14 protein-coding genes are annotated in these 13385 nt (G+C 60.9%); 9 read left to right on the top strand and 5 right to left on the bottom strand.

What is annotated here, in order from left to right:
* Positions 1-13 precede the first annotated feature (13 nt).
* Both ACSBQV_RS12060 and ACSBQV_RS12055 read right to left on the bottom strand, forming a co-directional pair.
* Positions 14-202, bottom strand: a complete 189-nt coding sequence (locus ACSBQV_RS12060) for a DNA polymerase III subunit theta (RefSeq protein ID WP_033643787.1) — start codon at positions 200-202, stop codon at positions 14-16.
* 54 nt (positions 203-256) lie between these two features.
* A complete protein-coding gene (locus ACSBQV_RS12055; RefSeq protein WP_046896373.1) occupies positions 257-463 on the bottom strand; it encodes a hypothetical protein in 207 nt (68 codons plus the stop codon).
* 258 nt (positions 464-721) lie between these two features.
* Here ACSBQV_RS12055 and ACSBQV_RS12050 point away from each other — a divergent pair, with 258 nt between their 5' ends.
* Complete coding sequence (locus ACSBQV_RS12050) at positions 722-1831, top strand: SDR family oxidoreductase (RefSeq protein WP_033644325.1); 1110 nt, start codon at positions 722-724, stop codon at positions 1829-1831.
* Between the two features lie 36 nt (positions 1832-1867).
* On the opposite strand, the gene ACSBQV_RS12045 is transcribed toward ACSBQV_RS12050, so the two are convergent.
* Positions 1868-2614 (bottom strand): S24 family peptidase, encoded by a 747-nt coding sequence (locus ACSBQV_RS12045; protein ID WP_033643785.1) that lies wholly within the window; start codon positions 2612-2614, stop codon positions 1868-1870.
* Between the two features lie 176 nt (positions 2615-2790).
* On the opposite strand from ACSBQV_RS12045, the gene ACSBQV_RS12040 reads away from it, so the two are divergent.
* The 3 genes from ACSBQV_RS12040 to tmaR all read left to right on the top strand — a co-directional run bounded on the left by ACSBQV_RS12040 (position 2791) and on the right by tmaR (position 5198).
* Entirely contained in the window at positions 2791-3558 is a 768-nt protein-coding gene (locus tag ACSBQV_RS12040) for an N-acetylmuramoyl-L-alanine amidase (protein WP_099784146.1), read from the top strand.
* A 94-nt stretch (positions 3559-3652) separates the two neighbouring features.
* Positions 3653-4720, top strand: coding sequence for an FUSC family protein (locus ACSBQV_RS12035; RefSeq protein WP_099784144.1), 1068 nt, complete (start codon positions 3653-3655; stop codon positions 4718-4720).
* A gap of 160 nt (positions 4721-4880) precedes the next feature.
* The gene (gene tmaR / locus ACSBQV_RS12030) at positions 4881-5198 is read left to right on the top strand and encodes a PTS system regulator TmaR (RefSeq protein WP_004935612.1); all 318 of its coding nucleotides are present in this window, start codon (positions 4881-4883) and stop codon (positions 5196-5198) included.
* Between the two features lie 158 nt (positions 5199-5356).
* Here tmaR and ACSBQV_RS12025 read toward each other — a convergent pair whose 3' ends face one another.
* Positions 5357-6145: an ABC transporter substrate-binding protein gene (locus tag ACSBQV_RS12025; RefSeq protein ID WP_099784142.1), complete on the bottom strand. Its 789-nt coding sequence runs from the start codon at positions 6143-6145 to the stop codon at positions 5357-5359.
* A 22-nt stretch (positions 6146-6167) separates the two neighbouring features.
* The gene (locus ACSBQV_RS12020) at positions 6168-7349 is read right to left on the bottom strand and encodes a M20 aminoacylase family protein (RefSeq protein ID WP_099784140.1); all 1182 of its coding nucleotides are present in this window, start codon (positions 7347-7349) and stop codon (positions 6168-6170) included.
* 138 nt (positions 7350-7487) lie between these two features.
* Between ACSBQV_RS12020 and ACSBQV_RS12015 the strand changes: the two genes are divergently transcribed.
* From ACSBQV_RS12015 to ACSBQV_RS11995, 5 genes are all read left to right on the top strand, one after another.
* The gene (locus ACSBQV_RS12015; protein WP_099817819.1) at positions 7488-8441 is read left to right on the top strand and encodes a LysR family transcriptional regulator; all 954 of its coding nucleotides are present in this window, start codon (positions 7488-7490) and stop codon (positions 8439-8441) included.
* 284 nt (positions 8442-8725) lie between these two features.
* Entirely contained in the window at positions 8726-9793 is a 1068-nt protein-coding gene (locus ACSBQV_RS12010) for a zinc-binding dehydrogenase (protein ID WP_033643780.1), read from the top strand.
* A 137-nt stretch (positions 9794-9930) separates the two neighbouring features.
* On the top strand, positions 9931-10848 hold the full coding sequence (locus tag ACSBQV_RS12005; RefSeq protein ID WP_016927010.1) for an ABC transporter substrate-binding protein: 918 nt from the start codon (positions 9931-9933) through the stop codon (positions 10846-10848).
* A gap of 54 nt (positions 10849-10902) precedes the next feature.
* Positions 10903-12393, top strand: a complete 1491-nt coding sequence (locus tag ACSBQV_RS12000; protein WP_099784136.1) for a sugar ABC transporter ATP-binding protein — start codon at positions 10903-10905, stop codon at positions 12391-12393.
* Positions 12390-13379: an ABC transporter permease gene (locus ACSBQV_RS11995; protein ID WP_099784134.1), complete on the top strand. Its 990-nt coding sequence runs from the start codon at positions 12390-12392 to the stop codon at positions 13377-13379. The genes ACSBQV_RS12000 and ACSBQV_RS11995 overlap by 4 nt, the downstream gene beginning before the upstream one ends.
* Positions 13380-13385 lie beyond the last annotated feature (6 nt).

Below are 13385 nucleotides of genomic sequence, written 5' to 3'. Positions count from 1 at the left end.
GAAATGCGCGCAATTACGCACGGCGATAATAATTCAGCCGTTGATGAAAGTAGGGGAGCAGGTGGTCGGGGACCTGTTGTTCTGTTTCCGCCTGAGTGGAGGCGATGCCGTAGCGTTCGTTGTAGATCACGCTGATGGCCAGCAAATCGGTTTCTATTTTCTCGCGTTGCGCCTGCGGTAAGCTATCCAGCTTTCGAGCCATCGTTATCTCCCTGTTAACCTTAGGGCATGATAGGATCGTTAGCGGATATTGTCCCTACCCATTCCGGGGGGCAGTCGACGCCTGAGCGCCGGGTTGCGCGCAAGGCGCCTGGCTGTGGCGGGCGGCGAACTCGCTCTCTGCGTGATGTGCCTGGAAGCGATCCACGCGTTGATAAAGCGAACAGGCGCCGCCGATCACCGCCACCCAAAACAGGGTGCATAGCAGCAAAACCCCCAACCAGATTTTTTGGTTATAGGTCATAAGTCCTCCACGGACGAAAAGAGAAATAACATTGACCGTTAAATTAAATCAGGGGTTACATCAATGGTATTTAAACAGCAGGGATTAATCGTAATCTTGTCCCGACTCTTTTGTTACTAAACCCATGATGGATGTTTCAAAAGATTCCTTAAGATAATATTAAGAAAAGTGTTTAAGGGCGCCGTAATTCTATTTAATAATTGTTTAATTATCCGCAGATACAATCTTCCACATTCAATGCCAATGTGGGTGACAATTATGAAAACGCTGCTGTTGACCGGCGCTACCGGCTTTCTCGGTGGTGCGGTTCTTGAGAAATTATTGATTGAAAATCAGTCTATTAATTATCTTTTACTGGTGCGCGCCGACGATGCGCAGCAAGGGCTGGCCCGTATTCGCGCGAATATGGAAAAATTTAATATCGACGCGAATCTGCTGTCTAAAATTACGATAGAAAATATATTGTTGGGCGACCTTTCCGAGCCGGCCGACTTTTTAACTGACGCACGCATTAACAAAGTCACGCACGTTATTAACTGCGCGGCCGTTGCTTCTTTCGGTAATAACCCGCTCATTTGGAAGGTAAACGTAGAAGGCACACTGGCCTTTGCCGAAAGAATGGCGCAGGTGCCGGGATTAAAACGCTTCCTGCACGTCGGTACCGCCATGTCCTGTTCGCCGGAGCCGGGTTCGCTGGTGTCGGAGAGCGGCGAGTTTGAGGAAGACGCCGAGCACCTGGTGGAATATACGCGTTCCAAATCCACCATCGAACAGCTGATGCGCCAGCGCTGCCCGCACATGCCGCTGACCATCGCCCGTCCGTCGATCGTCGTTGGCCACACTCGCCTGGGCTGCCAGCCTTCCAGCAGCATTTTCTGGGTGTTCGGCATGGCGCTGATGCTGCGCAAGTTCATGTGTTCGCTGCAGGACAATATCGATGTGATCCCGGCGGACTACTGTGCGGATGCGTTGGTGATGCTGATGAACAGCGAAACGCTTGAGAACGACGTTTATCATATCTCCGCCGGTGAGGAGAGCAGCGTCAGCTTTGCCGAAATCGACCGCGCCATGGCGGCGGCGCTGGAAAAGGCGCCGGTGGGCGATGAGTATGCGCAGGTGACGTATGACGCGCTGGTGAAAATGCGCCGTCAGCTGAAAGACATTTTCGGCCCGTGCAACGAGCGGCTGATGCTCAAAGCGATGCGCCTGTACGGATCGTTCGCCATGCTCAACGTGCGTTTCAGCAACGAGAAAATTCTCAAGCTGGGCATGCCGAAACCGCCGCGCTTCACCGACTACATCGCCGGCTGCGTGCAGTCGACCCGCGGGCTGTCCATTCAGCAGCAGATGGTGGTGGACTTCAAATAACCGCCGGGCGCCCTGGGCGCCCGACGCTGTGGTCCGTTACCAGGACGAAGATGACCAGAAGACGCGGCCGAGCACCACCAGTTGCTCTTTGCGCTGCTGATAGCTGAGATGCTCGTCCTGGTACTCTTCCCGGTTGAGGGAGCGGATGATGACGCCGCCGTCCGGCTGCTCGATAAGCACCTTCACCCGCAGCAAATTGCCGTGGCGGATGGCGTAGGTCTTGCCCTCGCGGATGCGCGTGTCGTCGGTGTTGATGCCGACCACGTCGCCGTCCTGCAGGCGCGGCTCCATGCTGGAGCCGGAGATGCGGATAATGCGCGCGGCGTTGACCGCCACCCCCATCTTGTGCAGATAGTAACGGCGAAAGATCAGCGAAAACTCCTCGCGATCGACGATTTCGTAGCAGCCGTCGCCGGCGGAAAAATCGATATCCAGCAGCGGGATCTCCACAAACTCTTCCTTGTCTTGTTCGGTATCTTCCCATACCACCGGTTTCAAGCGGGCGGGTTGGAAGTCCGACTCCGCCGCCACGTTGTCAAACGGGCGCACCAGCTGCTTTTCATGAAACACGTCGAACCAGCCCTTGGGCAAGTTCAGCTTGGCCTCGATCCGCCTGGCCAGATTGTCGCCAAGATTGCGGGAGGATTTCTCCCCGATGATTTGGCTCAGCGTCGGCGCGGAAGACTCAACCAGCGTTGCGAATTCATTCTGGTTGACGCCTTGCCGGGCGTAGCGGGCCATCAATTCGCGCAGATTGTTGCGCCTGATTTCTTTAGTTTCCATCGTGCAATGATCGCACTCTTTAGCAAAAAGGTAAATAACGATTTTGCTAAAAAAGACTTGCGCATGATTTAGCAATTAGCTAAAACAAAAAAGGTGAGCCAAGGGTTCACCCGTGCGGGGCGGTCTGTCATGATGAGGGGCCGCTCAGTGAAATCAAACGAGAGAGGGACTTTACGATGTACAAGATTGATTACAATAGCTACCGATCGGTCGCCAGCTTCGGCCACCGCGTGCGCTTTCTGGTGCTGCACTACACGGCGCAAAACTTCGCCGACTCGGTGAAGTCGTTGACCGGAAAATCGGTCAGCGCGCACTATCTGGTGCCGGATCCGACCGAGGCGACCTATCAGGCGGCCGGCTTCAGCGGCGTGCGCATCTTCAACCTGGTGGACGAGAATGAGCGCGCCTGGCATGCCGGCAGCAGCCAATGGGGCACCCGCAGCAATATCAACGACACCTCGATCGGCATCGAGATCGTCAACCTGGCGAGCGGCGACGGTGGAAACATCACCTTCCCGCCGTTCAATCCGCAGCAGATCGAGGCCGTCACCCAGCTGGCGCAGAACATCCTGCAGCGTTATCCGGACATCTCGCCGGTGAACGTGGTGGCGCACTCGGACATCGCGCCGGGCCGCAAGAGCGATCCGGGCCCGCAGTTCCCGTGGCAGCAGCTGTATCAGGCCGGCGTCGGCGCCTGGTATGACGAAGCGACCAAGCAGCAGCGCCAGCAGGAATACTGCAGCCAGGGCCTGCCGGCGCAGGCCGATCTGCTGAAACTGTTCGCCCAATACGGCTACGACACCTCGGCGGCGAACACCGCAGATGGCTATCGCCAGTTGGTGCGCGCGTTCCAGCTGCACTTCCGTCAGCAGAAGTATGACGGCGTGATGGATGTTGAAACCGCCGCCGTTCTGCGCGCGCTGGTCGACAAGTACGTCGCCTGAGCCTGAAGGTGAATGGGGGACGCCTCATTCGCCTTTTCCTCGCCGGGCTTCCTCCGCTAAAATAGCGGCCTGGCTGGTCTTTATCGGAGGCACTGTGCGCCTCGATCGAAAAATCTCTTCCCTTGAACTGCTGACCTATCGCCACTACCGCATCGTACACGGCGTGCGCATCGGGCTGGCGTTTATCCTGACCTTTCTGCTGATCCGCCTGCTGGCGGTGCCCGAAGGCACCTGGCCGCTGATCACCCTAGTGGTGGTGATGGGGCCGATCTCGTTTTGGGGCAACGTGCTGCAGCGGGCGCTGCAACGCATTGCCGGCACTGTGTTCGGCGCGGCTTCCGGCCTGATCGCCCTGTATCTGGAACTCTATTCGCTGCCGCTGATGCTGGTCTGGTGCGGCGTGGTGATGTTCGTCTGCGGTTACCTGACGCTCGGCAAACGGCCGTATATGGCGCTGCTGGTGGGGATCACGCTGGCGGTGGTGTGCGGCGCGGGCGCCGGCGACATGCACACCGCGCTGTGGCGCAGCGGCGACGTGATCTTCGGCTCGCTGTTGGCGCTGCTGTTCACCAGCATCTACCCGCAGCGCGCCTACATTCTGTGGCGCATGCAAATGGCGGACTGCCTGCAAACCGCCGCCCGTCTCTACGGCGCGTATTTTTCGCCGAACGTTATCGAGCGGCCGCGGCTGGAGCCGCAGCTCAAGGATCTGTTGAATCAGGTGGTGAAGCTGCGCAGCCTGATCGTGCCCGCCAGCAAGGAAACCCGCATCCCCAAAGCGGTGTTCGAAGCGGTGCAAACCCTCAGCCGCAATCTGGTGTGCACGCTGGAACTGATGGCGGATGCTTACTGGGCCTCGCGCGAAACGCACTTCATCATGCTGAACGCCCGAACGCTGCGCAGCACCCAGCTGCTGACGCTGAGCTCGCTGGAGTCGCTGGCGGTGCTGATGCGCGAAGGGCCGCAGGCGCAGCGCCAGGCGGCGGCGGGGCAGCTGGCGGAAATCGCCGGCGAGTTGAAAAGGCTGATGCAGGAAGTCAGCGTCGGCCAACACGGCGAAGCGCCGATTTACGGCTACGTTTGGCTCAGTATGGAGCTGGCGCAGCAGTTGGAAGAGCTGGGGGATTTGCTCCAGGTTTGCACCGCCGCCGGGCGCGAATAAGGGGTCAGATCATGAAGGCGGCGCTTTGGGTTTTGGCCGCCGGGGCAAAGTGGGTAAGATAAGCCGATCACTGTTGTGCCGGACCGCCACAAACCTGTATCTTGGTGCCATGTGGCCGTAAGCAAATGAATCTGTGTATTACTAAAGCAAGGGTATAAAGATGGATAATGCAAATAAGCCGAGTTTCCAGGACGTGCTGGAGTTTGTGCGTATGTTCCGCCGCAAAAACAAACTGCAACGCGAGATCGTCGACAACGAAAAGAAAATTCGTGATAACCAGAAGCGCGTGCTGCTGCTCGACAACCTGAGTGAGTACATCAAGCCCGGCATGAGCATTGAAGACATTCAGGGCATCATCGCCAACATGCGCAGCGACTACGAAGATCGCGTTGATGACTACATCATCAAAAATGCCGATCTGTCCAAAGAGCGCCGCGAGCTGTCCAAAAAGCTGAAAGCGATGGGCGAAGTGAAGTAACCCGCGTTATTGGGCCGGGCGCGATGCCTGGCCCGCATTCCTATCCTGTCTGATTCTCCATTTTTGCCGACACTGCCGTTTTCGTTGGGGCGTTCCCCGGCGGCCGAAGGCGCCTCCCCATCCTGCAGGAGCTGCAGGTGACCGCCGGGGAACGCGTGTTACTGCTCCGCGCCGTACATGTCGAAGTCGAAATACTGGTCGTTGATTTTCTTGTAAGTACCGTTGGCGCGGATCGCCTGCAGCGCGTCGTTGAAGGCGTTAAGCAGCGCGGTATCGTCTTTGCGCACCCCGATACCGTCGCCGACGCCGAAGTATTTGCTGTCGGTCAGCTCGGCGCCGATAAAAGCGAAATCTTTACCGCCGGGCGTTTTGAAAAACTCGCTGGCGCTGACGCTGGCCAGCAGCGACGCATCCAGGCGGCCGTTGGCCAGATCCTCATTCACTTCCTGCTGGCTTTGGTAGGCGACCACGTTGACGCCGGCCGGGCGCCACAGCGCGTTGGCGTAGGCTTCCTGGCTGGAGCCTTGCTGCACGCCGACCGATTTGCCCTTCAGCGAGGCGGCGGTCGGCAGCAGGTTGCTGCCCTTATGCGCCACCAGCCGCGCCGGGGCGTTGGAGACTTTGCTGGAGAAAGCTATCTGCTGCCGGCGCTGCGGCGTGATGGTCATCGATGAGGCGATGGCGTCGAACTTCTTCGCCTGCAGGCCGGGGATCATGCCGTCCCAACTGCTTTCTACCCACACGCATTTGGCCTGCATCTGGTCGCACAGCGCCTGGGCGATATCGACGCCGAAGCCGGTCAGCTTGCCCTGCGGGTTTTTATACTCCAGCGGCGGAAAGGTGGGATCGATGCCCAGTTTGATCACTTTGCCGCTAAATTCACCGCTCAGCGCGGGAAAACTCGCGGCCAGCGGCAGCAACAACAACAGCCCTTTGATGGTTTTCATGTCATTTCCTCAGCGTTGGTGATTAAACCGCGGGGCGAGCCAAAAAGCGCTCGACCAATTTGACCCAGTAGGTGGCGCCCAACGACACATTGTCGTCATTGAAGTCATAACCGGGGTTGTGCAAAGAATTGCCCGGCGTGGCGGGGCCGTTGCCGATCGAGATGTAGCTGCCTGGGCACTTCTCCAACATAAAGGCGAAATCTTCGCTGGCGGTAAACGGCCGCAGCGTGGGAATAACTCGGCTCTCTCCGGCCCATTCCTGGGCTACGGCGCGCGCCAGCTCGGTTTCTGCCGGGTGGTTCACCAGCACCGGGTAGCCGTGCTGGTAGTCGATCTCCGCGCGGGCGCCGAAGCTGGCGGCCTGCGCCGTGACCAGCTCGGTGATGCGCTGCTCCAGCCGCGCTCGCACCGCCGCCGTCAGCGCACGCACGCTGAGCGTCAGGCTGGCGGTCGCCGGGATCACGTTGGCGGCCTGGCCGGCCTGCATCGCTCCCACGGTGACGATCGCCGTTTCCTGCGGATCGATATTGCGCGCCACGACGGTTTGCAGGCTCATGACGATGGCCGCGCAGACCACCACCGGATCAACGGTGCTCTGCGGCACTGCGCCGTGGCCGCCGTGGCCGTGCAGAGTGATGTGTACCGTATCGGCCGAGCACATGAAGGGGCCGCTGGCGAAGCCCAGGTGGCCGATGGGGAAACCGGGCACGTTGTGCATGGCGAACACTGCGTCGCAAGGGAAGCGCTCAAACAGGCCGTCTTCAATCATCACTCTGGCGCCGCCGCCGCCTTCTTCCGCCGGCTGAAAGATCAGGTGCAGCGTGCCGCTGAAGTTCGGCTGCTGCGCCAGATAGCGTGCAGCCGCCAACAGCATGGCGGTGTGCCCGTCGTGGCCGCAGGCGTGCATCACCCCGGAATGGGTGCTGGCGTGCGGTAAGCCGGTTGTTTCGGCAATCGGCAGGGCGTCCATGTCGGCGCGGATGCCGAGTGATTTTCCCGGCCCGTGCTGCAGTGTGGCGACAACGCCGGTTTGTCCTACGCCGCGCGTGACGCGGTAACCCCATTCCTCCAGCCGCCGCGCCACCAGATCCGAGGTGGCGAACTCCTGGAAGCCTAATTCCGGATGGGCGTGAAGGTGGCGGCGAAGAGCGACCATCTCATCATGAACGGCGGCGATATCAGGCAGTACCAGTGAATGCATCATCACGATCTCCGGCAAAGGGTTCCGGCTAACGGGCACGGAACGGGGCAGAGGGGTAGGCATCGAGACTAGCAAACTCCGTTTTTGGCGGGTAGCCACCGTTCGGTTATGCTGACAACCAATAATTGTCAGGAGGCGAACATGAAACTGCACCAACTGCAGGCGCTGGTGGCCAGCGCCGATAGCGGCAGCATTCGCGCGGCGGCGCGGCATCTGGGGCTATCGCAGGCGGCGGTGACCCGCGCGCTGCGCGAACTGGAGCAGGAGCAGGCGCTGCCGCTGCTGATCCGCACCCCGACCGGGCTGGGCTTTACCCCCTACGGCAAAACCCTGTTGGCGCACGCCAGGCTGGTGTTGAATCAGCTGGAGCAGGCGCAGGGTGAAATGGCGGCGCTGCGCGGGCGGACGGCGGATCTGGTCAAGGCGGCGATCACCCCCTGGCTGATGCTGACGGTGCTGCCGCCTGCGGTGAGGGCGTTTCGCAGCAAGGTGCCGGCGGTGCGGCTGGAACTGTCGGAAAGCCTGATGGCCAACGCTCAGTCGCAGCTGCGCGAGGGCACGATGGACTTTGCCATTACGCCGCTTCCGGCATCGTCGGCGCCGCAGGAATTTCACTGCGAGCCGCTGCTGGAGTATGAAACGGCCTACATGGTGCGGCGCGGCCACCCGCTGGCGCACAGCACCTCGCTGCATCAGCTGCTGGAGCAGGATTGGGTGATGAGCTATACCCCGGAAAGTTTCGATGCGCTGCTCGACGAGGTGTTCCACCGCCACGGCGCGCGCCTGCCGCGCCAGCGCATTATCCAGGCGCATTCGTTCGGCATGCTGCAGGCGCTGGTGGAATCTGCCGGGATGTGTACCTGGTGCCCGCAGCCGATCGTCGCGCTGCCGCAGTTCGATTCCCGCGTGCAGCCGCTGGCGTTGCGGGAGAGCTGCCAACCGGCGCAGCTGAATATCGTCACCCGGCGCAACAGCATTCTGAGCGCCGCCGCGCATGCGTTTATCGATACGCTGGTGCGCACCCTGCGTCAGCAGGCGCGATCGTCGCGGCTGGAAGATCGTCAGATCTACGATCGCGTGCGCCTGCTGATTTAGCGGATCTGCCCGGATCGCCGATCTTGTAAATGGGATCGCGATCCGCATTTGTAGCATTTTTGGCCGCAATGTTAACGAACTGTGATTTTGCTCAAACAATTCTTTTTGCAGCTTTGGTTATATGTCGATCAATGTTCACGTTGTCATTTTGAGTTTTCGGGATGTGTGATGATTAATTTATTGAAATTTAACATGTTGTGACGCCACTCATTTTTTGTTGAATAAAAATGACAACGTCAACATTAATAAAATTCAAGCGTTTAACGAATGTATTGGAGGAAGAGATGAGCCAGTTGCCGGAAAAAATGCGCGCGGTCGTTTGCCATGGCCCGCAGGATTATCGTTTCGAACAGGTGCCTACGCCGCTGCCGAAGGCGCGCGAGCTGGTGATCAAGGTGGAAGGCTGCGGCATTTGCGCCGGCGACTGCAAGTGCAAGAACGGCGCGCAGATGTTTTGGGGGGAGAACCCGTGGGTCAAACCGCCGGTGGTGCCGGGGCACGAGTTCTACGGCCGCATCGCCGCGCTGGGAGAGGGCGCGGAAGGCAAATACCGGCTCGGCGAGCGGGTGATCGCCGAGCAGATCGTGCCGTGCTGGGAGTGCCGTTACTGCAAATCCGGCAGCTACTGGATGTGTGAGACGCATAACATTTACGGCTTCCAAAAAGACGTGGCGGAGGGCGGCATGGCGGAGTACATGCGCTTTTCCGAAAACGCCATCGTGCACAAGATCCCGGAAAGCCTGAGCCATGAAGACGCGGTACTGATCGAGCCGATGGCCTGCGCCATCCACACCGTGGCGCGCGGCGACATCCAGCTGGACGACGTGGTGGTGTTGGCCGGCGCCGGGCCGCTCGGGCTCTGCATGGTGCAGGTGGCGCGCCTGAAAACGCCAAAGAAACTGATCGTGATCGACGCCATCGACGAGCGGCTGGCGCTGGCGAAGGAATTCGGCGCCGACGTGGTGATCAACCCGCTGAAGGAAGACGCTGACCAGATCGTCAAATCGCTGACCGGCGGCTACGGCTGCGACGTGTATATCGAGGCCACCGGCGCGCCGATCGGCGTCACCCAGGGGCTGCAGATGATCCGCAAGCTGGGTCGCTTCGTGGAGTTCAGCGTGTTCGGCAAGGAAACCACCGTCGACTGGTCCATCATCGGCGATCGCAAAGAGCTGGACATTCGCGGCGCGCACCTGGCGCCCTACAGCTACGAAATCGCCATCGATCTGTTCGAACGCGGGCTGGTGACTTCCAACGGCGTGGTCACCCACAGCTATTCATTGAACGACTGGGACGAAGCCTTCGCCCTGGCGGACTCGACCGACTCCATCAAGGTGATCCTGGTTCCCTGACCCTCCCGCCGTACCGCTGTTGCAGTCACGACCGCCGGCCCGTTCCGCAACGGAAGGGTCGGCCGGTCGGCCAAACGTAAAGACATGCTGTTGCTCTGATAACCACAACAAGAAGCTTCCCTACAGGAGAATTGGCTATGTTTTCATTATTCAAAAAGACCCTGCCTTTTATCGTCGCCGGTGGAATGTTGGCGGCCAGCCAGGTGGCGCTGGCCAAGCAAATCACGATCGGTATGTCGTTCCAGGAAATGAACAACGACTACTTCGTCACCATGAAGCAGGCGCTGGATCAGGCGGCGGCGGATATCGGCGCCAAGGTGTACGTGGCCGATGCGCGCCATGACGTCGCCAAACAGATCGGCGATGTGGAGGACATGCTGCAGAAGAAGGTGGATATCCTGCTGATCAACCCGACCGATTCGGTGGGGGTGCAGTCGGCGGTGATCTCCGCCCATAAGGCCGGCGCGGTGGTGGTGGCGATCGACGCGCAGGCGGAAGGGCCGCTGGATTCGTTCGTCGGCTCGGAAAACTATGACGCCGGCTTCCAGGCGGGCGAGTACCTGGCGAAAGCGCTGGGCGGCAAAGGCAAGGTGGCGATCCTCGACGGCATCCCGGTGGTGCCGATCCTGGAGCGCGTGCGCGGCTTTGAAGCGGCGATGAAAAAATACCCCGACATCAAGATCGTCACCAAGCAAAACGGCAAGCAGGAGCGTGACACCGCGCTGACCGTGACCGAAAACATGCTGCAGTCGGCGCCGGATCTGGCGGGCATCTTCAGCGTCAACGACGTCGGCGCACTCGGCGCCCTGGCGGCGATCGAAAGCAACGGCGCCAAGGTCAAGCTGGTGAGCGTCGACGGCCAGCCGGAAGCCATCAAAGAGATCCTCAAGCCGAACTCGCCGTTCATCGCCACTTCGGCGCAGTTCCCGCGCGACCAGCTGCGCATCGCGCTCGGCATTGCGCTGGCCCGCTACTGGGGCGCCACGGTGCCGAAAACCGTGCCGGTCAAAGTGAAGCTGATCGACCGCAGCAATGCGGCCGGCTTTAGCTGGTAACAGCGGCCGGGTTCGCCCCGCTGCGGCGGGGCGTTCGGCGCGGAGGGCAATGCGGTGACACCTTTACTGGAACTGAAGCGAATCAAGAAAAGCTTTCCCGGCGTGAAGGCGCTGGACGGCATCGATCTGGCCATTCAACGCGGCGAGGTACACGCCCTGCTGGGCGAAAACGGCGCCGGCAAATCGACGCTGGTGAAAATCATGTGCGGCATCTATCAGCCGGACGAGGGCGATATTTTTATCGACGGCGAGCAGCGCCGCTTTAACAACTATCGCCAGGCGATCGAGGCCGGCGTCGGCATTATTTTTCAGGAATTCTCGTTGATTCCGTACATGAGCGCCATCGACAACATCTTCCTCAACCGGGAGATCAGGAACCGCTGGGGCCTGCTGGATCGCCGGGCGATGCGGCGCAAGGCCGAGGCGATCTTCAAGCGGCTGACGGTGGCTATCGATCTCGATTGCCCGGTGGAGCAACTGAGCGTGGCGCAGCAGCAGTTCGTTGAGATCGCCAAGGCGCTGTCGCTGGAGGCGCGGGTGCTGGTGCTGGATGAACCGACCGCCACGCTGACGCCGGGCGAGGCCGAACACCTGTTCAGCGTAATGAACGATCTGCGGCTGCTGGGCGTCGGCATGGTGTTTATCTCGCACCACCTGGACGAGATCTTCACCATCTGCGATCGCATCACCGTACTGCGCGACGGCGCCTACATCGAAACGCTGGCCACCGGCGACACCAACGTGGAAGAGCTGGTGCGGCTGATGGTCGGGCGCAAAATCGAGAACGCTTTCCCGGTGAAACAGCATCCGGTCGATACCGCGACGGTGCTGCTGGAAGCGGAGATCCAGCGCGAGAAGCACGGCGCGACCGACCGTTTTCGGCTGCACAAGGGCGAGATCCTCGGCTTCGCCGGGCTGGTGGGCTCCGGGCGTACCGAGACCGTCTCGGCGCTGATCGGCGCCGGCCGCTGCCACCGCAAACGCGTCAGCCTCGGCGGCCAACCGGCGGCGCTGCGCTCCCCGGCGCAGGCGCTGGCGCAGGGTATCGGCCTGCTGCCGGAGAGCCGCAAAACCGAGGGCCTGGTGCTGCCGTTTTCGGTGGCGCAGAACATCACCCTCAACCGGCACCACCGGCGCGGCAAGATCTTCGTCAGCGCCCGCAAAGATCGCGACGTGGTGCAGCGGCTGATCCGTGCCGTGGGGGTGAAAACCCCGGACGCCGAGACCGCCGTCAGCACCCTGAGCGGCGGCAACCAGCAGAAGGTGGTGATCGCCCGCTGGCTCAACAACGACTGCAACATCCTGATCTTCGACGAACCGACGCGCGGCATCGACGTGGGCGCCAAGGCCGAGATCTACCAGCTGATGCAGCAACTGACCCAGCAGGGCATCTCCATCATCATGATTTCCTCCGAACTGCCGGAGATCATCGGCGTGTGCGACCGCGTGCTGGTGTTTCGCGGCGGCCACATCGTCGCCGAGCTGACCGGCGACGACATCGAATCCAACCACATCATGCTTCACGCGACCGGGAGTGCCTTATGATCGGAATTGAACAACCCGCCGTGGCGCGCCGCGCCGCCGGCCCCAGCCTCGGCAAGCGCTGGGAAAAACTGCTGCATCATCCGGCGGTCTTGCCGTTTATCGGCTTCGTTGTCCTGTTCGTGCTGATGAGCCTGTTGAACGACAGCTTCCTCAGCGTCAACAACCTGACCAACGTGGCGCGCCAGGTGTCTATCAACGCCATCATCGCGGTGGGCATGACCTGCGCCATCCTGACCGGCGGCATCGATCTCTCGGTGGGGCCGGTGATGGCGCTGGCCGGTTCGGTCGCCGCCGGGCTGATGCTGGCGGCGGTGCCCATTCCGCTTGCGATGGTGGCGGCGCTGGCGGTCGGCGCGCTGTTCGGCCTGGCCAACGGCGCCTGCATCGCCTACCTGCGCATGCCGCCGATCATCGTCACCCTGGCGTCGATGGGCATCGCCCGCGGCCTGGCGCTGCTCTATACCGGCGGCTACCCGATCTCCGGCCTGCCCGACGTCTTCTCCTTCTTTGGCCGCGGCACGGTGCTGGGCATCCAGGTGCCGATCCTGATCATGATCGGCGTGTACCTGCTGGCCTGGCTGATGCTCAACCAGCTGCCGTTCGGCCGCTACGTCTACGCGATGGGCGGCAACGAAGAGGCGGCGCGCCTGAGCGGCATCCGCGTGCCGCGCTACAAGATGCTGGTGTACGTGATCAGCGGCCTGACCGCCGCGCTGGCCGGACTGGTGCTGACCTCGCGCCTGATGAGCGGGCAGCCCAACGCCGGCGAAGGCTTCGAGCTGGACGCTATCGCTGCCGTAGTGCTGGGCGGGGCGGCGATCTCCGGCGGGCGCGGCGCCATCGTCGGCACGCTGGTGGGGGCGATGATGCTCGGGGTGCTCAACAACGGCCTCAATCTGATGAACGTGTCGCCATATATCCAGAACGTGGTGAAGGGCGGCATCATCCTGGCCGCCATCTACCTCAGCTCCGTGCGGCGCAAATAGGAGGCG

The sequence above is a fragment of the Serratia sp. B501 genome (assembly GCF_051172315.1).
Taxonomy (GTDB): Bacteria; Pseudomonadota; Gammaproteobacteria; order Enterobacterales; family Enterobacteriaceae; genus Serratia; species Serratia ureilytica.
Note: the sequence above shows the minus strand (reverse complement) of the source record. Positions and strands in the feature narration are given on the sequence as shown.